The organism is Amycolatopsis sp. NPDC048633 (assembly GCF_040650695.1).
Classification (GTDB): domain Bacteria; phylum Actinomycetota; class Actinomycetes; order Mycobacteriales; family Pseudonocardiaceae; genus Amycolatopsis.
The window spans coordinates 209403-228918 of record NZ_JBEZHS010000004.1 but is presented as its reverse complement, the minus strand read 5'-3'; the positions used below and the strand labels follow the sequence as shown (position 1 = coordinate 228918).

The 19516-nt window shown below is 71.7% G+C and carries 22 protein-coding genes; 10 read left to right on the top strand and 12 right to left on the bottom strand.

Translation table 11 applies throughout. The features are described from left to right. The first annotated feature begins 70 nt into the window (after nucleotides 1-70). The 3 genes from AB0C38_RS11840 to AB0C38_RS11830 all read left to right on the top strand — a co-directional run bounded on the left by AB0C38_RS11840 (nucleotide 71) and on the right by AB0C38_RS11830 (nucleotide 2530). Entirely contained in the window at nucleotides 71-997 is a 927-nt protein-coding gene (locus AB0C38_RS11840; protein ID WP_360670552.1) for an ATP-binding cassette domain-containing protein, read from the top strand. Then, complete coding sequence (locus tag AB0C38_RS11835) at nucleotides 994-1821, top strand: ABC transporter permease (protein ID WP_360670549.1); 828 nt, start codon at nucleotides 994-996, stop codon at nucleotides 1819-1821. The genes AB0C38_RS11840 and AB0C38_RS11835 overlap by 4 nt, the downstream gene beginning before the upstream one ends. Nucleotides 1822-1951: 130 nt before the next feature. After that, entirely contained in the window at nucleotides 1952-2530 is a 579-nt protein-coding gene (locus tag AB0C38_RS11830) for a hypothetical protein (protein WP_360670546.1), read from the top strand. An 84-nt stretch (nucleotides 2531-2614) separates the two neighbouring features. Here AB0C38_RS11830 and AB0C38_RS11825 read toward each other — a convergent pair whose 3' ends face one another. Next, nucleotides 2615-3379 (bottom strand): AfsR/SARP family transcriptional regulator, encoded by a 765-nt coding sequence (locus AB0C38_RS11825; RefSeq protein ID WP_360670543.1) that lies wholly within the window; start codon nucleotides 3377-3379, stop codon nucleotides 2615-2617. 293 nt (nucleotides 3380-3672) lie between these two features. On the opposite strand from AB0C38_RS11825, the gene AB0C38_RS11820 reads away from it, so the two are divergent. Continuing rightward, nucleotides 3673-4290, top strand: a complete 618-nt coding sequence (locus tag AB0C38_RS11820) for a ScbR family autoregulator-binding transcription factor (RefSeq protein WP_360670540.1) — start codon at nucleotides 3673-3675, stop codon at nucleotides 4288-4290. Between the two features lie 57 nt (nucleotides 4291-4347). On the opposite strand, the gene AB0C38_RS11815 is transcribed toward AB0C38_RS11820, so the two are convergent. After that, nucleotides 4348-4977, bottom strand: coding sequence for a ScbR family autoregulator-binding transcription factor (locus AB0C38_RS11815; RefSeq protein WP_360670537.1), 630 nt, complete (start codon nucleotides 4975-4977; stop codon nucleotides 4348-4350). Between the two features lie 206 nt (nucleotides 4978-5183). Between AB0C38_RS11815 and AB0C38_RS11810 the strand changes: the two genes are divergently transcribed. Both AB0C38_RS11810 and AB0C38_RS11805 read left to right on the top strand, forming a co-directional pair. After that, entirely contained in the window at nucleotides 5184-6149 is a 966-nt protein-coding gene (locus AB0C38_RS11810; RefSeq protein ID WP_360670533.1) for a ScbA/BarX family gamma-butyrolactone biosynthesis protein, read from the top strand. Next, nucleotides 6146-7897, top strand: a complete 1752-nt coding sequence (locus tag AB0C38_RS11805; RefSeq protein WP_360670530.1) for an NAD-dependent epimerase/dehydratase family protein — start codon at nucleotides 6146-6148, stop codon at nucleotides 7895-7897. Before AB0C38_RS11810 ends, AB0C38_RS11805 begins: the two co-directional genes overlap by 4 nt. Before the next feature lie 19 nt (nucleotides 7898-7916). Here the strand turns inward: AB0C38_RS11805 and AB0C38_RS11800 are convergent, their stop codons facing one another. Continuing rightward, complete coding sequence (locus AB0C38_RS11800) at nucleotides 7917-8939, bottom strand: FkbM family methyltransferase (RefSeq protein ID WP_360670527.1); 1023 nt, start codon at nucleotides 8937-8939, stop codon at nucleotides 7917-7919. A gap of 33 nt (nucleotides 8940-8972) precedes the next feature. Next, complete coding sequence (locus AB0C38_RS11795) at nucleotides 8973-9473, bottom strand: M15 family metallopeptidase (RefSeq protein ID WP_360670524.1); 501 nt, start codon at nucleotides 9471-9473, stop codon at nucleotides 8973-8975. 87 nt (nucleotides 9474-9560) lie between these two features. Here AB0C38_RS11795 and vanR-Sc point away from each other — a divergent pair, with 87 nt between their 5' ends. Both vanR-Sc and AB0C38_RS11785 read left to right on the top strand, forming a co-directional pair. Further along, nucleotides 9561-10232, top strand: coding sequence for a VanSc-type vancomycin resistance response regulator transcription factor VanR (gene vanR-Sc / locus AB0C38_RS11790; protein WP_360670521.1), 672 nt, complete (start codon nucleotides 9561-9563; stop codon nucleotides 10230-10232). 16 nt (nucleotides 10233-10248) lie between these two features. Then, nucleotides 10249-11328: a HAMP domain-containing sensor histidine kinase gene (locus tag AB0C38_RS11785; RefSeq protein WP_360670518.1), complete on the top strand. Its 1080-nt coding sequence runs from the start codon at nucleotides 10249-10251 to the stop codon at nucleotides 11326-11328. Here AB0C38_RS11785 and AB0C38_RS11780 read toward each other — a convergent pair. The 6 genes from AB0C38_RS11780 to AB0C38_RS11755 form a co-directional block, all read right to left on the bottom strand. After that, nucleotides 11305-12423 carry a UDP-N-acetylglucosamine--N-acetylmuramyl-(pentapeptide) pyrophosphoryl-undecaprenol N-acetylglucosamine transferase gene (locus AB0C38_RS11780; RefSeq protein WP_360670515.1) on the bottom strand — a complete coding sequence of 373 codons (1119 nt, stop codon included), beginning with the start codon at nucleotides 12421-12423 and terminating at the stop codon, nucleotides 11305-11307. The two genes, AB0C38_RS11785 and AB0C38_RS11780, sit on opposite strands and share 24 nt — an antisense overlap. Before the next feature lie 3 nt (nucleotides 12424-12426). Continuing rightward, on the bottom strand, nucleotides 12427-12864 hold the full coding sequence (locus tag AB0C38_RS11775; protein WP_360670512.1) for a GNAT family N-acetyltransferase: 438 nt from the start codon (nucleotides 12862-12864) through the stop codon (nucleotides 12427-12429). Then, complete coding sequence (gene vanX, locus AB0C38_RS11770; RefSeq protein ID WP_360670509.1) at nucleotides 12857-13492, bottom strand: D-Ala-D-Ala dipeptidase VanX; 636 nt, start codon at nucleotides 13490-13492, stop codon at nucleotides 12857-12859. Before vanX ends, AB0C38_RS11775 begins: the two co-directional genes overlap by 8 nt. Further along, on the bottom strand, nucleotides 13489-14526 hold the full coding sequence (gene vanA / locus AB0C38_RS11765; RefSeq protein ID WP_360670506.1) for a D-alanine--(R)-lactate ligase: 1038 nt from the start codon (nucleotides 14524-14526) through the stop codon (nucleotides 13489-13491). The genes vanX and vanA overlap by 4 nt, the downstream gene beginning before the upstream one ends. Further along, the gene (gene vanH, locus AB0C38_RS11760) at nucleotides 14519-15508 is read right to left on the bottom strand and encodes a D-lactate dehydrogenase VanH (RefSeq protein ID WP_360670504.1); all 990 of its coding nucleotides are present in this window, start codon (nucleotides 15506-15508) and stop codon (nucleotides 14519-14521) included. The genes vanA and vanH overlap by 8 nt, the downstream gene beginning before the upstream one ends. Nucleotides 15509-15619: 111 nt before the next feature. After that, nucleotides 15620-16804: a glutamate--cysteine ligase gene (locus AB0C38_RS11755; protein WP_360670501.1), complete on the bottom strand. Its 1185-nt coding sequence runs from the start codon at nucleotides 16802-16804 to the stop codon at nucleotides 15620-15622. Nucleotides 16805-16996: 192 nt separating this feature from the next. On the opposite strand from AB0C38_RS11755, the gene AB0C38_RS11750 reads away from it, so the two are divergent. Next, nucleotides 16997-17353: an HPF/RaiA family ribosome-associated protein gene (locus tag AB0C38_RS11750; RefSeq protein ID WP_360670498.1), complete on the top strand. Its 357-nt coding sequence runs from the start codon at nucleotides 16997-16999 to the stop codon at nucleotides 17351-17353. Between the two features lie 27 nt (nucleotides 17354-17380). Here AB0C38_RS11750 and AB0C38_RS11745 read toward each other — a convergent pair whose 3' ends face one another. Next, nucleotides 17381-17755: a hypothetical protein gene (locus AB0C38_RS11745; RefSeq protein WP_360670495.1), complete on the bottom strand. Its 375-nt coding sequence runs from the start codon at nucleotides 17753-17755 to the stop codon at nucleotides 17381-17383. A 146-nt stretch (nucleotides 17756-17901) separates the two neighbouring features. Further along, entirely contained in the window at nucleotides 17902-18348 is a 447-nt protein-coding gene (locus tag AB0C38_RS11740) for a DUF6292 family protein (RefSeq protein ID WP_360670492.1), read from the bottom strand. Between the two features lie 179 nt (nucleotides 18349-18527). Here AB0C38_RS11740 and AB0C38_RS11735 point away from each other — a divergent pair, with 179 nt between their 5' ends. Continuing rightward, on the top strand, nucleotides 18528-19484 hold the full coding sequence (locus tag AB0C38_RS11735) for an acyl-CoA desaturase (protein WP_360670489.1): 957 nt from the start codon (nucleotides 18528-18530) through the stop codon (nucleotides 19482-19484). The last annotated feature ends 32 nt before the right edge of the window (nucleotides 19485-19516 follow it).

Here is a 19516-nt window from a genome sequence, read left to right as displayed (position 1 = left end):
CTGTGGCCCACTGGAACGGACAGTTCCCCTGCTTCACAACGATCTTGACCCGAATGAGGAGAGGTAACCGATGGTCACCGGCTACGCAATCGAAGCACGGGGGCTGCGCAAGTCCTATGGCGACGTGGACGTCCTGGAAGGCGTCGACCTGAGCGTCCAGCGCGGCACGATGTTCGCGCTGCTGGGCCCGAACGGCGCCGGGAAGACCACGACGGTCCGGATCCTGAGCACCCTGCTGGACGCCGACGGCGGCACCGTGACCATCAACGGCCACGACCTCGACGGGCCCAAGCGGAAGGTGCGGGAGCAGATCGGCCTCACCGGGCAGGACACCGCGGTCGACGAGCTGCTCACCGGCCGCGAGAACCTGCGGATGATGGCCCGCCTGTTCCACCTGGGCACGGCCGAGGCGAAGACCCGCGCCACCGAGCTGCTCACCCAGTTCGACCTGACCGAAGCCGCCGACCGCCAGGTCAAGACCTACTCCGGCGGCATGCGCCGCCGGCTCGACCTGGCGATCAGCCTGATCACCTCGCCGCCGGTGCTGTTCCTCGACGAGCCCACCACCGGCCTCGACCCGCGCAGCCGCTCGGCGATGTGGGACGCGATCCGCGAGCTGCTCGACGGCGGCACCACGATCCTGCTCACCACGCAGTACCTCGAAGAGGCCGACCAGCTGGCCGACCGGATCGCCGTGATCGACAAGGGCCGCGTCGTCGCCGAGGGCACCGCGGCCGAGCTGAAGCGCAAGGTCGGCACCGAGCGGCTGAAGCTCACCTTCGCCACCGCCGCCGAAGCGGAGCGCGCGTACGGCATCACCGGCGGCGTGCTGATCGACGACACGGTCAGCGTCGCCATCGACCAGCCCGGCCAGGTCCGGCGGGTGCTCAACCAGGTCGCCGACGCGGGCCTCGAGACCACCGGCCTCGAGCTGTCCGAGCCGACCCTGGACGACGTTTTCCACACCCTTACCGGAACCGCGGGAGAGAAGCGATGACCCAGACCTTGTCCAGGGAGGTCGAAGGGACGCAGCTCCCCGACACCCCGAGCCGTTCCTCGTTCGCGCTGGCGCTGTCCGACTGCCGGGTGCTGATCGGGCGCAACGTCAAGCACATCGCGCGCAACGCGGAGATGCTGATCCAGGCGGTCTCGCTGCCGATCGTGCTCCTGCTGCTGTTCCGCTTCATGTTCGGCGGCGCGATCAACGTGCCGGGCATGGCCTACATCGACTACCTGCTGCCCGGCCTGCTGGCCATCAGCATCGCTTTCAACTCCACGTCCACCGTGGTGGGCGTGGCCGCCGATCTCACCCAGGGTCTGGTGGAGCGGTTCCGCTCGATGCCCATGGCGGGTCCGGCCGTGCTCGTGGGCCACGTCGTCTCCGGCGTGCTGCGGAGCCTGCTCTCGTTCGTGGTGATGGTCGCGGTCGGCCTGGCGGTCGGGTTCCGCCCCGGGGCGGGCGTGCTCGGCTGGCTCGGCGCGATCGGGCTGCTGACGCTGTTCGCGACCGGCGTGTTCTGGCTGGCCACGCTCCTGGGGTCGATCGCCAAGACCGTCGAAGGCGCGGGCGGCCTCGGCATGATCCTCATCTTCATCCCCTACGCCACCAGCGCGCTGGTGCCCACGGCGTCGATGCCGTCGGTGCTGCGGGTGATCGTCGACAACCAGCCGGTGACCGTGCTCATCGACGCCGTCCGCGGCCTGATGAACGGCACCGACCTGGGCTCGACCGGCTGGCTGGCGCTGGCCTGGTGGGTCGTCATCACGGCGGGGGCCGCGTACCTGGCGATCCGGAAGTTCCACCAGCGCGCTCGCGGCTGAGCGTCTCTCGGAACAAGGCGGCCCGTGCTCTGCGCACGGGCCGCCTTTCGCGTGCGCAAGGTCGACTTTAGGTCGGTCCGGCACTCTGCGTAGAGAAGATCCGACCAGTCCGTGAAGTGAGGTGGCCCCGATGCCGACCCGCATCGTCGAGAAGCCGGCCGTGACCCTCGACGCGTGGTTCGCCCCGCTGGCCGCCGATCCGGCCGGCGCGGCGGCGTTCCTCGCCGAGGTCGCCGACCGGGTCGCTCGCCGTCCTCGCGTGCTCGTCCCCGGCGGCGGCCCGGTGGCCGACGCCCTCGCGGCCGACGGGTACGCCGTCACGGACACCGGCTTCGACAGCTTGCCCGCCCAGCGCTTCGACGTCGTCTACGCGGGCTCGGACGTCCTCTCGCGGCTGCTCGTGCAGCGGGAGCAGGTGCGCCTGGTCCGCCGGCTCGCGGCGTTGCTGCGTCCCGGCGGCGGGCTGGTCGTCCAGGGGCTCCACCCGCACCCGGCCCGCTGGGCGGCGCACCCGCTCGTCACCGGGCACGACTGCGCCCGCCAGATGCTCTTCCTGGCCGACGCCCGGGTGCCGCTGCGCTACGTGTGGCCCGCGGAGCTGGACCTGATGGCCGAGCTGGCCGACCTGGCCCTCGATAGCCGTTGGGGTGGCTGGTACGGCGAGCCCGCCGCGTGCGGCGAACCGGTCGTGTCGCTCTACCGGAGCTGACCGGGGTCTCGGGCCGATAAAAACGGCCCGGCCCCCGCTCGTGGCGGGTGGGCCGGGCCGCTGGGCCGGACGCGGAGGGGGATATCAGACCGCGTCCGACATCTCGCCGACGAGGATGCTGTGGTGCAGCTTCCGCAGCGAGCTGCCGGGTTCGATGCCCAGCTGCTGGACGAGGTGGTGCCGGGCGGAGGCGAAGGTCTCCAGCGCCTCGGCACGGCGGTTCGACCGCAGCAGGGCCGTCATCAGGTACTCGTAGAACGTTTCGCGCAGCGTGTGCTCCTTCGCCAGCGCGGAAAGCTGCCCGACGACCTCACGGTGCCGGCCGATCAGCAGCTCCGTCTCCATCAGCAGCTCCAGGCACTCCAGCCGGGTCTCCTCCAGCAGAGCGGCATAGGCCTGGACGTCGCGGGAGTCGGTGAAGCCGCCGAACGCTTCGCCGCGCCACAGGTTCGCGGCTTCGCGCAGGACGGTCGCGGCCTCCTTGTAGTTGCGGTCCCAATACAGGGCCCGGCCGCGCTCGTAGTGGCGGGTGAAGCGGTCGGCGTCGAGCTCGCCGTCGGTGACGTGCAGTGAATAGCCGCGCGGGCTGGTCACGACCGGGCTGTCGTCCACGTCGTCCCCCGTGCCGCGCAGCAGCTTCCGCAGCTGCGAGACGTAGACGTACAGGGCGGCGCTCGCCCGGGCCGGCGGGTGCTCTCCCCAGAGCTCGCCGATCAGGTGCTCGGTGGTCGCCACCTGGTTGCGCTTGACCAGCAGCACGGCGAGCAGCGTCTCGATCTTGCGTGCCCGCGGGGCACTGACGCCGGGCCGCCCGCCGACTTTCATCTGCCCCAGTATCTCGTAGTCCATTTCCAGTGCCTCCGGTGTCCGCGTGTCGATCGGAACTGCCCGGCCTGGCGCCCCCAGTGTGTCCTCCAGCGCCCATGTGCCCGGTCCCACATCGGCAGCGTACTAAACCGGGGGGTCGGTTTTCAAGACAAAACCGGGAGGTCGGTCGGTTTGTTCTGTGAGCGGTCGCAAAGTGCCTTGGCAGGGGCCGGTTTCTGGGGTTCCCCTAGTTGTAAACCGGGCGGTTGGTATGTAATCATGATCGGGACGCGCAGGGTCCCTGCGCCGGACGGCTCGACCCGAGGGGACCGACGGTGACCAAGCAGGCACGCTCGGAACACACGCGGCGCCTGTTGCTGGATGCCGCGGCCGTGCTGCTGCACCGGGATGGTTACGCCGCCACCAGCATGGTGGGCATCGCCCAGGCGGCCGGTGTCACCAAGGGTGGCCTGTACTTCCACTTCTCCTCCAAGGACGAGATCTGCGACGAGGTGCAGATCGCCGCGACGGACGTGCTGCGCGCGCACGTGGGCCGTCAGCTCGCGGTGTCGCGGCCGGCCCTGCGGCGCCTCGCCGAGCTCAGCCGCGCCCTCATGCACTGGCTCGACACCGACCCGACGGTCGGGGCGAGCTTCCGCATGGCCCGCGAGATGGGGTCCGTGGACGAGCGGTTCGTCGTGTTCTCCCGCACCTGGCTGGCCCAGGTCCACGAATACGTCGCCGAAGCGATCGACGGCGGCGAGCTCGGCACCGACGTGCCGCTCGAGACCGCGGAGCTGCTGGTGGTCGTCACCTGCGTGGGCCTCGAATCCGTGGTTTCCAGCCGGATCGTCGTGCCGGACAGCGACCTCGCCGTGACGCTGGGCAAGCTGTGGCGGCTCATCGAGCTGGCCGAGCGCTCGCCGCGGCCGACGGCGGGCGCGGGAGCCTGACGGGGATCCGACGAAAGAGGCGGTCCGGCTGCTGCCCGACCGCCCGTTCTGTGCTGCTCAGACCGAGGCGGTCTCGTGGAGTGTGCCCTCCGGGATGAACCGGTGCAGTCGCCGGGGCGGTACCACCGAGCTCAGGATCGTGTTCCACATGAACGTCACCCGCTCCAGCAGGTCCGTCCGCCCGGTCAGGACCTGCGAGCTCAGCTGGATCCCGGTGAACGATGCCTGCACGAACTGCGCGAGGTCGTGCGCGTTGATCTCCTTGCGCAGGTCGCCGGCCGCCTTCGCGGCGAGCAGGCAGCCGTGGATCGTGTCGATCCACCGCTTGTAGGCGCTGTCCGCGGGGGCGATGAACGAGCCCTGCTCGATGACGAGCCGGATGCTGGCCCGGACCCGCACGTCGGACTGCAGGCTCGCCGCCATGCCCTGGGTGAGGTCGATGACGGTCTGCAGCCCCGGGTTCTCGATCTCCGAGAGGGGGTCCCAGACCGTGAACTGCTCGTCGATCAGCGCGTCGGCCAGATCTTCCTTCGACTTGAAGTGGAAGTACAGTGCGCCTTTCGTGACACCCGCTTCGGTCAGGATGTCCGACAGGCTCGCACCGAGAAAGCCGACCGCGTCGAACCGGGAGGCCGCCGCCTCGAGGATCGCGTTCCGTGTCTGCTCCGCGCGTTCTTGGCGAGCCACGTCCGGCCCCTCTCGCTAGCCACCGGCCAGTCCACAGTAGACCATTCGGCGGTACCTCATGCGTCAGTAGCCAGTCTACGTCCCGCCGCCCGGGAAAGCCACTAAAAAAAACCGCTCGGTTGGTATGGTTTTAGGTGTCTGGTTCGGCTACAAATGAAGCGGGGGAGTACTGGGGTACTGGGGTAGGACATTCTAGGAGGACCGTCATGGTCGGCACCATCCTTCAGGAATCTGCGCGCGAAATATCCGAAAAGATCATCGACCTGCCCGCGGCGCGGGCGGTCGACTTCCAGCAGACGATCCCGCGGAGCCTCGTGCACCGCGCGGCCGTCTCGGAGGTCTTCGTCACCGATCTGAACATCCTCGGCGAAGGCCGGTTCGAGGTCGGCGCGCAATGGCCGCGCCGGCACGGCTTCTTCGGGCCACGGACGCCCGTGTTCCACGATCCGATGCTGTACGCCGAGTCGATCCGCCAGGCGGTGCTGCTGATCGCGCACCGGGCATACGGCGTGCCGCTGAGTCACAGCTTCCTTTCCGACCACAAGGAGTACTCGGTCGAGCAGACCGGGCTGGCCACCGTGGGCCGTCCGGTCGACGTGGTGCTGAAGGTCAGCGCGCACGAGGTCGAGTACCGCGGCAAGAACATCGGCGGCATGCGGCTGGACTTCGAGTGCCTCCGCGACGGCCGCCGGATCGGCACCGGGTCGGAGCGCTGGCGGTGCGTGTCCTCGGCGGTCTACCGCCGGGTGCGGGGCGACCACTTCGCGGCGACCCCGTTCCAGGCGGCGGCCCTGCCGGGCGTCGCCCCGGCCTCGGTCGGCCGGGACCGCGCGGAGGACGTGCTGGTGGCGGCGACGCCGACCGACGGCACGTGGGCGCTGCGGTTCGACCCGGACCACGCGGTGCTCTTCGACCACCCGGTCGACCACGTGCCGGGCATGGTGCTGGTCGAGGGCGCGCGGCAGGCGGCCCTGCTGGCGATCGGCGACCCGTACGCGTTGCCGGAGAGCGCGGAGTTCCGGTTCGACACGTACGTGGAGTTCGACTCCGAGTGCCTGCTGGTGGTCGAAGCGGGCGAGGCGGGGCCGGACCGCACGCGCACCGTCCGGGTCGAGGTCCGCCAGAAGGGAGCCACGGCCGCGACGGGCACGCTGGGGATGCGTTTGTCGTGACGGCCGGCGAGCCGGACATCCTGGTCACCGGCGCAACCGGTTTCGTGGGCACGGCGGTGCTGCGCGAGCTGGTCGGGCGAGGAATGGGCCCCCGGGTCCGCATCCTCGTCCGGCGCCCGCCGCCGGCCTGGATGACCGACGCGGGCGTGACACCGTGGCCCGGCGACCTCAGGGACGCGGCGGGCCTCGCGGGGGCGTGCACGGGCATCACGACGCTGGTGCACTTGGCATCGCAGGTGGGCGGAGACCCGGAGCTGTGCACGGAGGTCAACGAGGCAGGGACGGCGAGGCTGCTGGCCGAGGCCGGGCGGGCAGGCACCGCGCACGTGCTGTACCTGAGCACGTGCGCGGTGTACCGGGACGGCGTTCACCAGGGGGCGGTGGTCCCGGGGTCTTTGTGGAGGGGGTCGCCTGCCGGCGGGGGCCTGAGCGGGTCGGAGGCGGATCCGGGGGCGCCGACCGGGCTGGCGGGCTCGCGTTCGGGGGCCGGGTTGGTGGCGGATCTGGGGCTGCCGACCAGCCGGGGCGGGCCGGCCGGTGCGCGCCAGGGGAGTAACTCCGGGCCGGCGGTGGAGCAGGGGCCGCAGATCGGCTGGAGCGGTCCGGCAAGCGGGGGCTTGCTGGGCGGGCTGGCCGGTGCGCGCCAGGGGAGTAACTCCGGGCCGGCGGCGGAGCAGGGGCCGCCGACCGGCCGGAACAGCCCGGCAGGCGGGGGTCTGCCGGAGTCGGTGGCGGACCAGGGGCCGCAGACCGGCTGGAGCGGTCCGGCAGGCGGGGGCCTGCGGGGCGGGCACGGGCTGGTGGCGGATCTGGGGCCGCCGACCAGCCGGAACGGTTCGGCAGGCAGGAGTGGGCCCGGATTGGCGGCGGATGGGAGATCACCGGTCAGCCGGGATGGATTGGCGGGCTCGCGTCCGGGGGCCGAGTCCGGGTTGGCGGCGGAGCAGGGAGCGCCGGTCAGCCGGGGCGGTCCGGTGGGCGAGGGCGCGCCGGAGCCAGTGGCGGGGCAGGGGCCGCCGACCGGCCGGAATGCTCCGGTTGGCGTGGGCGTGCCGAAGCCAGTGGCGGCGCAGGGGCCGTCGACCGGCTCGGGCGGTCCGGTCGACGGGGGCGCGCCGGAGCAGGGGCCGCCGACCGACCGCAGCGGTCCGGCGGGCGAGCACCTGCACACCGGGTCCGACCTGGTCACCGACCCGGCCTCCCCCACCAGCCGCAGCAGGCTGGCGGGGGAGCGCCTCGTCCTGGCCGCAGGTGGCACCGTGCTGCGGCCGCACCTGGTCCACGGCGTCGGCGATCGGCACCTGGTGCCCGCGCTGGTCCGCTGGGTCCAAGCCGTCCCGGCCTGGGCGGCGGGCGGTGCGGCCCGGACCTCGCTCGTGGCCGTTGCCGATCTGGCCGCGGCCATCGCGGTGCTGGCGGTGAATCCCCGGCTCACCGGGGCGGGCGAGGTTCTCCACGTGGCCGACCCGCGCCCGGTCCGGATGCGCCGGCTGGTCACCGCGGTGTGCGAGCTGCTCGACCTGCCGGTCCCGGTCACCGACCTGCCACTCGCCGAGCACCGGGCCCGCACGCGAGCGGCACTTCCGTCGCTGACCGACCACCAGTACTCCCTGCTCACGCGGGATCACTGGTACGACAGCGACCGCATCTGGGACCTGACCGGCGTCTCCCCGGGCCCGGGCTTCGGCCCGAGCCTGACGGGGGCGGCCGACTGGTACCGCGAGTCACTGGGCATCCGCCTGCCCTGACGGGACGGAACCGGCCGCGCTACCGCCGAAGCACCTTCGCGGCGAGACGCGCGTAGGTTTCCCGGGGTTTCTTCGCCCAGCGCCACAGTTTGGTGGCGAAGACCGCGTCGAGCTCGGTCCGGAGGGCGTCGCGTTCGGCGGTGACGCCGGCCAGTGCGTATTCGGTTTCGCCGAAGAGGGAGTCCCGGTGGCGGGCGTGGCTGACCGGGACGGTCAGGTCCCGGTCGCGCGGGTCGAAGGAGACGGCGATGAGCCCGTCGCCGCTGAACGATTCGCCGACGGTGTGCTCGGCGATGACGTGGGCACCGGCGTCGACCAAGGTCCGCAGGGCGTTCTGGTGGGTGAGCGGGTCGCCGGAGATCGAATGGTGGTGGGTCGAGACGATGAGGAATCGCACCCGGCCCGCCTCGAAGACGTCGCGGGCGCGTTCGATCAGGATCGTCTCCATGCCTTGGACGTCGGCCAGGATCAGGTCCACCCGTGGCAGTTCGGCCGCGTACAGCAGGGACGCGAGGTCGTGCTGCGGGACGGTGTGCGTCCGGCCGTCGCTCTCGGCTGAGAAGGTCAGCGGCTCGCCGGGCCGGTCGCCGATGGCGGCGTGGACGAACCGGACGCGGTCGGTATAGCCGTTGAGCGCGGCGTTGCGGCGGCCGACTTCGAGGTAGGCGGGGTCGGGTTCCATCGCGACGGTGCGGCCGGCCGGGATGGCGTGGCAGAACCAGAGCCCGTAGTAGGTCCAGAAGCTGCCGAACTCGATCATGGCCGGCTCGCCGCCCTCGGCCGCCAGACGTTCCACGACGCGGTGGAAGACGATCTCTTCCTGGGGTTCGTGGTGGCCGCGCAGCGCACGGATGGCCTCGGTCATCCACGGTCCGTAGTAGCCGCCTTCTTCGACGAGCAGGCCGTTGTGCATGACCTGCACGCGCCCGCCCTCGTGGTCGCGGCTTTCCCCGGCGTCCTCGACCTTGGGGATGTCGTCGGCGTCGGTGCAGGCGACGGTGGTCCGCAGCCGGCGGGCCAGCGCCGGGTCCAAGCCCGTCACGTCGGGAACCTGTCGCGCCACTACGCCTCCCCCTCACGGTCTCGGTGCGGCCAGCTTTCCGCGCCGCATCCTCGGATCGTGCGTCGGGTCGGCGTACAGAGGCGGGCAGCCGTGGTCGACGGCCTCGGGCCGCAGCTCGTAGTGCCAGGGTTCGTTGCGGTAGATCTGGCAGAGCCCGTACCCGGCGCCGTGCTCGGACAACCACGCCCTCGCCTCGGCCGGGCCGATGTCGACCGCGTCCCCCGACACGTGAGCGGACGTTTCGGGAGTGGCCACCCAACGGGCGGCCTCCTCTTCCGACCCGTACTTCGAGACTGCCGCCCGGAGCAGGTGTTCCTGGTACGCGCGGGACCGCCAGCCGCCGTTGACGACGAGCTCGACGCCGTCGGCGGCCGCGTCCCGAGCCGCCCGGCGCAGGGCGGCGAGCAGCGCCGGATCGAGGTTGGCCACGGCCGGCGTGTCGTCGTCGAAGACCCCCACGGGGTCGGGGACGGCGCCGTGGGCCCGCCGGACGGCCAGTTCGCTGGGGGGCATGCCCGCAGTCAAGGCAGCGCGGTGTTGCCGGCCCGTATCCGGGTTTCGATATGCCGGCGATAGGGGCCCGCTCGTAGCATCGGGACCGTGCGTGTGCTGATCGTCGAGGACGAGCCCTACCTGGCCGAAGCCGTCCGCGACGGCCTGCGCCTGGAAGCGATCGCCGCCGACATCGCCGGGGACGGGGACACCGCGCTCGAGCTCTTGACCGTCAACGCCTACGACATCGCCGTCCTCGACCGGGACATCCCCGGCCCGTCCGGTGACGAGATCGCCGAACGCATCGTCGCCTCCGGCAGCGGCATGCCGATCCTCATGCTCACCGCCGCGGACCGGATCGACGACAAAGCCTCCGGGTTCGAACTGGGCGCCGACGACTACCTCACGAAGCCGTTCGAGCTCCGGGAGCTCGTGCTCCGGCTCCGGGCCCTCGACCGCCGGCGCGCCCACAGCCGGCCGCCCGTCCGGGAGATCGCGGGCCTGCGGCTGGACCCGTTCCGCCGCGAGGTCTACCGCGGTGGCCGGTACGTCGCGCTGACCCGGAAGCAGTTCGCTGTCCTCGAAGTCCTCGTCGCGGCCGAAGGTGGGGTCGTCAGCGCCGAAGAGCTTTTGGAACGAGCGTGGGACGAGAACGCGGACCCGTTCACCAACGCCGTGCGCATCACGGTTTCGGCCCTGCGCAAGCGACTCGGCGAACCCTGGATCATCGCCACCGTGGCCGGCGTCGGCTACCGCATCGACCCCCAGCCGGCGACCTGAGATGGGGGAGGAGCCCGTGGACCGGAAGCCGGGGTTGAGCGTCCGCCTCAAACTGACGCTCAGCTACGCCGGGTTCCTGATGGTCGCCGGTGCCCTGCTGCTCATGACCGTGTGGGTGTTCCTGCGGAGTCACCTGCCCGAAGTCGCGGTCATGCCCGGGGGAGTGCTGAACCGCGCCGTCCTCATGCAGACCTTCACCTCGGCCGCGGGCGCGGTGTCGGTCTTCCTGCTGGTGTTCGGGCTCCTGGGCGGGTGGATCCTCGCCGGTCGCATGCTCGCCCCGCTGACCCGCATCACCGACGCCACCCGGATGGCCACCGGCGGATCGCTTTCCCACCGGATCCGGCTGGAAGGCCGCAAGGACGAGTTCCGCGAGCTCGCCGACGCCTTCGACGCAATGCTCACCCGGCTCGAAGGGCAAGTCGCCGAACAGCAGCGGTTCGCCGCCAACGCCTCCCACGAACTGCGCACCCCGCTGGCGATCTCGCAGGCCCTGCTCGAGGTCGCCCGCAACGATCCGGCGCTGGTCCCCGGCGAGCTCGTCGAGCGCCTGCACGCCGTCAACGCCCGGGCGATCGACCTCACCGAAGCGCTGCTCCTGCTCAGCCAGGCCGACCAGCGCTCCTTCACCCGGGAACGCGTCGACCTGTCCCTCGTCGCGGAAGAGGCCACCGAAACCCTCCTCGCCCTCGCGGAAAAACGCGGCCTCACCCTCGAAACCTCCGGCGACATCACGCCCACCATCGGCTCGCACGCGCTCCTTCTGCAGCTGACGACGAACCTCGTGCACAACGCGATCGTCCACAACCTGCCCGGCCGGGGCACCGTGTGGGTGACGACCGCCGTGCACCCCAAGACCGTGGTGCTCACCGTCGAGAACACCGGCGAGACGCTCACCCCGCAGCTGGTTTCCACGCTCGTCGAACCGTTCCGGCGCGGCACCGAACGCATCCGCGCCGACCACGCGGGGGTCGGCCTCGGCCTGGCGATCGTCCAGAGCATCACCCAGGCCCACGACGGGACCCTCACCCTCACGCCCCGCCCCGGCGGCGGGCTCCGGACCACGGTGGAGCTACCACGGTGGTGGCTCCGCTGAGCCGTACCCACGACCTTCGGCGACCGCGCTGAGCACGTGCCGGGCCAGGACGACGTCCGCGTCGGACGCGACGGCCGCCCGCGCGCGGGCCGACATCGCCGCGAGCCGCCCGGGATCGGTGAGCACCGGGACCAGGGTGGTCTCGATCCAGGCCGGGCCGAGGTCGGCGTCGTCGACGAGCAGGCCACCGCCGGCCGCGACGACCGGCTCGGCGTTCAGCCGTTGCTCCCCGCCGCGCGCCGGCAGCGGGACGTACGCGGCCGGCAAGCCGACGGCGGCCAGTTCGGCGCACGTCATCGCCCCCGAGCGGCAGAGCACGAAGTCGGCGGCGGCGTAGGCGTACTGCATCTCGTCGACGTACGGGGTGACGACGTAGGGCGGGTCGCCGGCCGGCACTTCGACCGCGTGCCGCGACCCGGTGATGTGCAGCACCTGCACGCCGCTCGCCCGCAGCGCCGGGGCCGCGCCGGACACCGCGGCGTTGATCGCCCGCGCACCCTGCGAACCGCCGGTGACCAGCAGGACCGGCCCGTCGGATCGCAGGCCGAACCGCTGCCGGGCCGCCTCGCGCAGCGCGGGCCGGTCGAGCCCGGTGATCGCCGGCCGCAGCGGGATCCCGATGGCGGTGGCGTGCGCCAGCCGGACCCCCGGCGCGGCGGCGAACACGTGGGTCGTCATCCGGGCCGCGAGCCGGTTGGCCACCCCGGGCCGGGCGTTCGCCTCGTGGACGACGATCGGCAGGCCCTGCCCGCGGGCGGCGAGGTAGGCCGGTAAGGCCACATAACCGCCGAAGCCGACCACGATCTCGGCCCGCACGCGGTGCAGCACCGAGCCGGCCGCCCGCACCGAGTCGCGCAGCCGGCCCGGCGTGTTCAGCAGGGCCCGGCCCGGCCGGCGCGGCAGCGGCGCCGGCGGGATGAGCTCCAAGGGGTAGCCGCGGGCCGGGATGAGCGTGGTGTCCAGGCCGCGGACGGTACCGAGAGCGGTGATTTCGGCACCGGGAGCCAGCCGGCGGACCGCGTCGGCGAAGTTCATCGTGGGCTCGATGTGCCCGGCCGAATGGCCGCCGGCGACCACGACGCGCGGGGGCGGCACGCCTCAGACCTCCTTGCGGTAGAGGTGCGAGGTCGCCTTCCGCCGGTAACCGATTCCCTCGTAGAACGGGTGGGATTCGGGACGCGCGACATTCGAGCGGAGCACGACCGTGTGCAGGTCGTGCCGCGCTGCCCACTGCTCGGCGGCCCGCATCAGCGCGCGGCCGATGCCGGACCGGCGGGCCGCCGCGTCGACGACCAGGCCGGTGACCTCGACGCGTTCGTCCTGCTCCAGCAGAGGCGGGCGCCGCTCGACACCGACGTAACCGTCGATGCGGGAGCCGCCGGCCGGGGTCGCGACCAGGACCTGCTGGGTGGCCGAACCCAGCACGGCCGCCAGCCGCGTGGTCACGGCGTCGAGTTCGCCCGGGTACCCGAGCTGGGCCAGCAGCCCGGTGAGGCGGGGGGCGTCGGCGGCCCGCACGGGCCGGATCTCAGTCATGGACGAGCAGGCTTTCGGTGCTGGTGATGGGAAAGTCGAAGTAGGTGTCCGGGTACGGCTCGTCCCGCAGGGTGTAGTGCCACCACTCGGCGTCGTACCGGGCGAAACCGCACGACTCCATGACGGCACAGAGGTGACGCCGGTTCCTCGCTTCGGCTTGCGTGATCCCCCGCGCGCCGTGGTGCGAGATCGAGTCCATCAGGTCGTGGTCACCGCCCATCACGGCGAGTTCGCCGGTGGCCAGGTGGTAGAGCGTCAAGTCGACGGTGCTGCCCCGGCTGTGCCCGGACTTCGTGGCCACATAACCCTTTTCGAACATCTCCGCCCGGGCGATGTTCGGGTAGTGCCGCAGCTTCGTCCGGCCGTCCTCGGGCCGCCGCGACCAGCGCAGGAAGCAGTCCACGGCGCGTTGGGGGCGGTAGCCGTCCCAGAGGAGCAGGCCGAAGCCGAGGGATTCGGCCTTTTCCTGCGCTCTTTCCAGCGCCCCGCACAGGGCCAGCGTGCCGACGACCCGGTTCGCCAGGTACCCGTCCACCGGCTTGCCGGTGAAGTTGTCCCACGTGGCGTACTTGGCGTCCCAGCGTATTTCGGGCGCGAACTCGTCGACGAAGACGAAGTCGTCCTTCACTGGAGCTTCCAGGTCAGCGCCAGCGACACCATCCGGTCGAGCACTTCGCCGAGCGGCAGCCCCGCGGCCGCCATCATCCTCGGATAACGGCTGTAGGAGGTCAGGCCGGGCAAGGTGTTGACCTCGTTGAGGACCACGGTCCCGTCGTCCTTCAGGAACACGTCCACGCGCGCCAGGCCCCGGCAGCCCAGGGCGCGGTAGATGGCCTTCGCCGTCTCCTGGACGAGCGCGCGCGACTCCGCCGGGATGTCCGCGGGAACGATGAACGTCGAGTTTTCGGAACCGCTTTCGGGGTTGCTTTCCTGATGGATCTTGAAGAAGCCGTGGGTGAGCGCGACCCGGTCGAGCTCACCCACGAGCAGGTCCCAGTCGTTCCCCAGGACGGAACAGCCGATCTCGCGGCCGGCGACGGCCTCTTCGATCAGCACCTTCGAGTCGTACTGCCGCGCGGTTTCTACGGCGGCCGGCAGTTCTTCGCGACGGGAAACCTTGCTGACACCGAAGGAAGATCCCGAACGGGCCGGTTTGACGAAGACCGGGAAGGTGAGTTCGCCGGGATCGACCTGCTCGTCGGCCGTCACGGTCCAGAACTTCGGCGTCGCGATTCCCGCGTTCCCGATGACGAGGTAGGTGAGCGACTTGTCCATGCACAGAGCCGAGCTGGGAACGTCACAGCCGGCGTAGGGAACGCCGGCGAGCTCCAATAAACCCTGCGTCGCACCGTCCTCGCCGAGCCGGCCGTGCAGGAGGGGCAGCACGACGTCCAGGCGGATCGTCTCGTACTTTCCCTGTTCCAGGACGAGCAGTCCGTGGACGCTCCGGTCCGGCGACAGCACGACCGGACGGCCGCTGTTCTCCCAGTCCGCGTCGGGGCCGTCACAGAGTTTCCACTCGCCGCTCTTCGTGATCCCGATCCAGAACGGCTCGTACTTTTCGGTGTCGAGGTGTTTCGCGACCTCTCGCGCGGACTTGACGGAAACGGGGTGTTCTTCGGTGGCGCCCCCGAAGATGATTCCGACCTTCACCTTATCCATGCTGTTTCCCGCTTTCGAAGGTCAGGCAGTTGACGAGACTGTTTTCGACGGTGTCGCTCAGTGCGTGGTCGGTGTAGTAGGCGGTGTGCGGGCTGATCAGCACGTTCGGCATGCGTTGCAGCCGCACCAGCGCTTCGCTGCCGACGGGTTTGTCCCGGCAGTCGGCGTAGAAGATTCCTTCCTCGCCTTCGAGGACGTCCAGCGCCGCGCCGCCGAGCCGGCCGCTTTCCAGCGCCGCGACGAGGGCCTCGGTGTCGAGCAGGGATCCGCGTCCGGTGTTGATGACGACCGCGCCGCGGCGCATCTGCTCGAGGCGCCGGCGGTTCAGGAGGTGGTGGGTTTCCGCGGTGAGCGGGGTGTGCAGCGTCACGACGTCGCTTTGCACGAGCAGGTCGTCCAGGGGCACGTAGTCGGCCGAGGTCTGCGGACGGCTGTCATAGGCCAGCGTCTGGCAGCCGAAACCCCGCAGCCGGTCGATGACCGCGGCGCCGATGCGTCCGGTCCCGACCACGCCGACGGTCAGGTCGCGCAGTTCTTTCCCGCGTACCTCGCTCAGCCGGTAGTCGTGCACCTCCGCGCGGCGGAGGACGGATTTCGCGTTCCGCGCCACCATCAGCATCAACATCAGCGTGTAGTCGGCCACGCTGTCGGGCGAATAGGTGACGTTCTCCACGGAAATGCCGACGCGCCCCGCGTAGGCCACATCGATGTGGTTGAAACCGATGCTCCGCGTGGAGATGTACTCGACACCGGCCCGGCTGAGCGCGAGGAGAGTGGAGTCGGTGACGCGGGTCTTGTGACCGATGCTGACGCACCGGTTGCCGGCCGCGAGTTCGCTGTTGACTTCGGAAGCCGGGGCTCCGGTGATGGTCGGCACGACGCCGAAGCGCGGTGCCATCTCCCGGAACAGGACGGCCTCGTCCCGCCCGCATCCGTAGATGGTGATTCCCGTCGCCGGGGCGGCTGGTTCGCCGTAGCTCATACGCCGCAGTCAATCCGGCGCGGTGTTGCCGGTCCGTATGCGGTTTTCGATATGGCGGCAATATGCTACCGGCGGGTAGCTACCACGTTGATTTCCGGGAAAGCGGCCGGCTCAGCTGTCGTGGACGGCGGTCGGCCGGCGCATCGGTGGCGAGCCGGAGCGGCCGGGTTCGCCGGTGCCGGCGAGGGTCGCCGAGGCCAGCTCCGCCACGAACGCGCCCGGGGCGCCGGCCTCCGCGAACAACGCGCGCTGGCGGTCGGCGCCGGTTTCCCCGGCCCGGACCGCGGCGAGCCGCCGGTCGACCGCCGGGAGGTCCCCGGTGGCCAGCAGGGCCGGCCGGACGTAGTCCAGGAGCCGGTCGACGATCAGGTGCTGCGGGAGGACCTGGCCGGTGAACGCGTCGATGCCGTGGCCGGGGTAGCCGTCGCGGGCCGCGGCGGTGAGCGACGCGACGACCAGCGCGGTCCGGACCGGCCGGGGCGCGACGCCGGCCCGGGCCTCCGCGAGGATCGTGACGACGAGGGCGCGGACGAGGCCCGCGAGCAGCACGGCGTCCTCGGCCGCCAGGCCGACGTCCGCGATCCGGACCTCGACCGTCGGGTACTTCGGCGAGAGCCGGGCGTAGAAGTAGACGCCGTGGGCGTCCATCGCGTCACCCCGGCGGACCGCGTCGTCGACGCTCGCGGCGTAGGCGGTCTCGTCCGGCCAGTCCAGCGGCGGTTGCGCGGTCGGCCAGCGCGACCACAGCGGGTACCGCCCGCTGGCCCACCCCGAGTCTTCGCCGTGGGCGAGCGGCGAGTTGGCGCTGATCGCGAGGAGCGGGGCGAGCCAGGGGCGCAGGCCGGCCAGCACCCGGACGCCGAGGGCCGGGGACGGGATGCCGACGTGCACGTGGCAGGCGCACGTGCCGGCTTCGGCGATGAGGGCGGGGTACCGGGCGGCCAGCGCGCGGTACCGGGGTTCGGCGGTGACGCCGGGCAGTCCCGGCAGGTCCCCGCACGGCGGTGTCCCGGACGCCAGCACCAGGCAGCCGGCGTGGCCGGCCGCGTCCGCCACGAGCCGGCGCAAGCCGAGCAGCTCCGCCCGGATCCCGTCGAGGCCGGTGTGGATCCCGGTCGCGGTCTCGATCTGGAACCGCAGGAACTCCGCCGTCACCGCGGGTTCGCCGTCGAGCAGCTCCAGCACGCGGGGCGCCGCGAGGGCCACCCCGCCGGACACCGGGTCCGCGAGGACGAACTCCTCCTCCACGCCGATGGTGAGCTCGTCCTTTTCCGGCAGCGAAAGTCGCACGTGCACGGCGCTCCGTCCCTCGGTCGGAAGCTTCAGTGTCGCCGCTGCGCCCGGGCAGGAGAAGGGCCGCTGGTCACCTGCCGCGGAACTTTCGGCCCCCGGACCGGGGACGCGTGACCCTGGGCAGGCCGTGACCGTGACGAGCACGATGGGCGAAGGCCGGTGGTCATCGGTGCCCGTCGTCGAAAGGAACAACGCATGCTGATCCAGATCAGCACGGACCGGACCGTGCACGGGGGCGAAGAGATGACCCGGCACTACGAGTCGGACCTCGCCGCCAGGCTGTCGCGGTTCAGCGACCACCTCACGCGCCTGGAAGTCCACTTCAGCGAGGAAACCGCGGCCGGCGACGGGCTGGACCGGCGCTGCGTGCTCGAGGCCCGGCCGGAAGGACGGCCGCCGGTGGCCGTCAGCCACCACGCGGGTTCGGTCGCCGAGGCGTGCCGGGGTGCCGCGCAGAAACTCGAGAGCGTGCTCGAAAGCCTGTACGGCCGGGCCGAGCACCACAAGGGCGGAGACACCATCCGGCACCAGGCCGGGCACGCCGGGCGCTGACCCCGTGCCGTCAGGGTCGTGCGCGGGTCACCGGCCCGGGCCCGGCGGGCGGGCGTCGAGGATGTCGGTGGCCCGCACCAGGTTGACCGGGCCGTCGGAAGCGGAGCCGTGCGGGCGGATCGGCACCCAGGTGGTGCTGGTGTGCTCGTCGCGCAGGCTGTGGCCCGCGACCGTCCCGACGTGCTCGCGCCACACCGGTGCCGTGTACGACGCCGGCCGGCCGCGCTGCACGCGGCCTCGGTACCGGTAGCGGACGGACCAGCCGGGCGGGTAGCCACCGCCGTGGCGGGTGGGCCAGGCCAGGTGCGCGCTCCCCGCGGTCTCTCCCGCCGGGTGCGGATCGGTCTGCTCGTCGACCACCGGAGCCCGCCTTCGCTCGCGGTGCACCCGGTGCACCGTCATGGGTCGCCGAGGTCCGGGGCGCGGTCTTCCACCTTAGAACGGGAAGTGCCGGGAGCGGTTCGCCCAGGCGAGTGGTTCCCGGGACGCGCCGGCCCCCGTGGCTGGACCGTCCTCAATGGACACCGCGGAGGGAAAGACAGCCGCGATCACGACCACTTCGGCACCGGTGGGTCACTGTGGGTGGCGGCGTAGGGACTCAGCCGCTCGGCCAGCGTCCGGCGGGTCGAGGCGGCCACCGGGCCGGGATGCGCCTGGCCGGTGTGGCGCCCGGCGGCGGTGTCGGCGACGAACTGCGCGACCGCGCGCGGGGCCGGTACGAGGTCGTCGCCGCCCTGGTGGGCGATGACGACCGGGTCTTCCGCGGGGTCGGTCTCCACCGCGAGCGACCACCCCCGCCGTTCGCTCCACACCAGCATGACGTCGTGGTCGGGCCGGTCGAACCACCGCTGGGGCAGCCCGAGGTAGGCGGTGGCCGTGTCGCTGATCTCCACCGTGGTGCTTTCGTCGGGGACGCCGACCACGGCCGCGACCGCCCGCACGTACTCGCCCAGGCTGTGTTCGAGGCTTCGGGCGTCGGGTTCGGGGTGCTCCATGCCCGTCACGCTAGAGGGCCTGCGGCCGGGCGGCCGGGTTGGCGCCCGGAAGCCGTCTCGCCGGGAGAGGCGGCCCGTTCGTTACGGTCCGGCGCGTTTAGGCCGCCACCGGCAGGCTAACCCCTCCTGGATCGCCCTGGACCCCGGCGGAAAGTCCCGTCACGAAAAGAGCGATCCGGATGACACGCACGTTGGACCGGCCTCCCCCAGCCGCCGCGCCGATGCTGGCGGGTGAGAAAACCCGCACCGAAACCTTCTTGGTGAAGCTGTTCGCGGTCGTCCCGCTGCTGGCCTTGGCCGGGGCGGTGCCGTTCGCGTGGGGGTGGGGCCTCGGCTGGGCCGACGTCGCGCTGACGGCCGGGTTCTACTTCCTGACCGGGCTCGGCGTGACGATCGGGTTCCACCGGTACTTCACCCACGGCGCGTTCAAGGCCCGCCGCGGGCTGCGGATCGCGCTCGCCGTCACCGGCAGCATGGCCATGCAGGGCCCGGTGATCGGCTGGGTCGCCGACCACCGCCGGCACCACGCCTACGCCGACCGCGACGGCGACCCGCATTCCCCCTGGCGCTACGGCACTTCCGCCGCCGCGCTCGCCAAGGGTTTCTGGTGCGCCCACCTGGGCTGGCTGTTCGACCGGCAGAAGACCAACGCGCAGCGGTTCGCGCCCGACCTGCTGGCCGACCGCGACGTCGTCCGGATCGACCGCTGGTTCCCCGGCCTCACCCTGGTCACCCTGCTCGCCCCGGCGCTGATCGGCGGGCTGGTGACGCTGTCCTGGTGGGGCGCGTTGACCGCGTTCTTCTGGGCCGGCCTGGTGCGGGTCGCGGTGCTGCACCACGTCACCTGGTCGGTGAACTCGTTGTGCCACCTGATCGGCGACCGGCCCTACGCCGCCCGCGACAAGTCCGCGAACTTCTGGCCGCTGGCCATCGCCTCGATGGGCGAGTCCTGGCACAACTCCCACCACGCCGACCCCACCGGGGCCCGCCACGGCGTCCGCCGCGGGCAGCTCGACATTTCCGCGCGCCTCATCCGGGTTTTCGAAGTGCTCGGCTGGGCCACCGAAGTCCGCTGGCCCCGGAACGACCGCCTCGACCGCAAGCTCAACCCCGGCTACCGCCCCGCACCCCGCTGACGGGGTTGCCCGCATGCCGCTCGGCTCCCGTC

Excerpts from the sequence above, each read along its gene's own strand:
- AB0C38_RS11775 (WP_360670512.1), bottom strand. The coding sequence starts at position 12,864 with ATGACTGAGATCCGGCCCGTGCGGGCCGCCGACGCCCCCCGCCTCACC.
- AB0C38_RS11750 (WP_360670498.1), top strand. The coding sequence starts at position 16,997 with ATGCTGATCCAGATCAGCACGGACCGGACCGTGCACGGGGGCGAAGAG.
- AB0C38_RS11735 (WP_360670489.1), top strand. The coding sequence starts at position 18,528 with ATGACACGCACGTTGGACCGGCCTCCCCCAGCCGCCGCGCCGATGCTG.
- AB0C38_RS11740 (WP_360670492.1), bottom strand. The coding sequence starts at position 18,348 with ATGGAGCACCCCGAACCCGACGCCCGAAGCCTCGAACACAGCCTGGGC.
- AB0C38_RS11825 (WP_360670543.1), bottom strand. The coding sequence starts at position 3,379 with ATGGACTACGAGATACTGGGGCAGATGAAAGTCGGCGGGCGGCCCGGC.
- AB0C38_RS11810 (WP_360670533.1), top strand. The coding sequence starts at position 5,184 with ATGGTCGGCACCATCCTTCAGGAATCTGCGCGCGAAATATCCGAAAAG.
- vanA (WP_360670506.1), bottom strand. The coding sequence starts at position 14,526 with ATGGATAAGGTGAAGGTCGGAATCATCTTCGGGGGCGCCACCGAAGAA.
- AB0C38_RS11745 (WP_360670495.1), bottom strand. The coding sequence starts at position 17,755 with ATGACGGTGCACCGGGTGCACCGCGAGCGAAGGCGGGCTCCGGTGGTC.
- AB0C38_RS11830 (WP_360670546.1), top strand. The coding sequence starts at position 1,952 with ATGCCGACCCGCATCGTCGAGAAGCCGGCCGTGACCCTCGACGCGTGG.
- AB0C38_RS11795 (WP_360670524.1), bottom strand. The coding sequence starts at position 9,473 with ATGCCCCCCAGCGAACTGGCCGTCCGGCGGGCCCACGGCGCCGTCCCC.
- AB0C38_RS11840 (WP_360670552.1), top strand. The coding sequence starts at position 71 with ATGGTCACCGGCTACGCAATCGAAGCACGGGGGCTGCGCAAGTCCTAT.
- AB0C38_RS11835 (WP_360670549.1), top strand. The coding sequence starts at position 994 with ATGACCCAGACCTTGTCCAGGGAGGTCGAAGGGACGCAGCTCCCCGAC.
- vanH (WP_360670504.1), bottom strand. The coding sequence starts at position 15,508 with ATGAGCTACGGCGAACCAGCCGCCCCGGCGACGGGAATCACCATCTAC.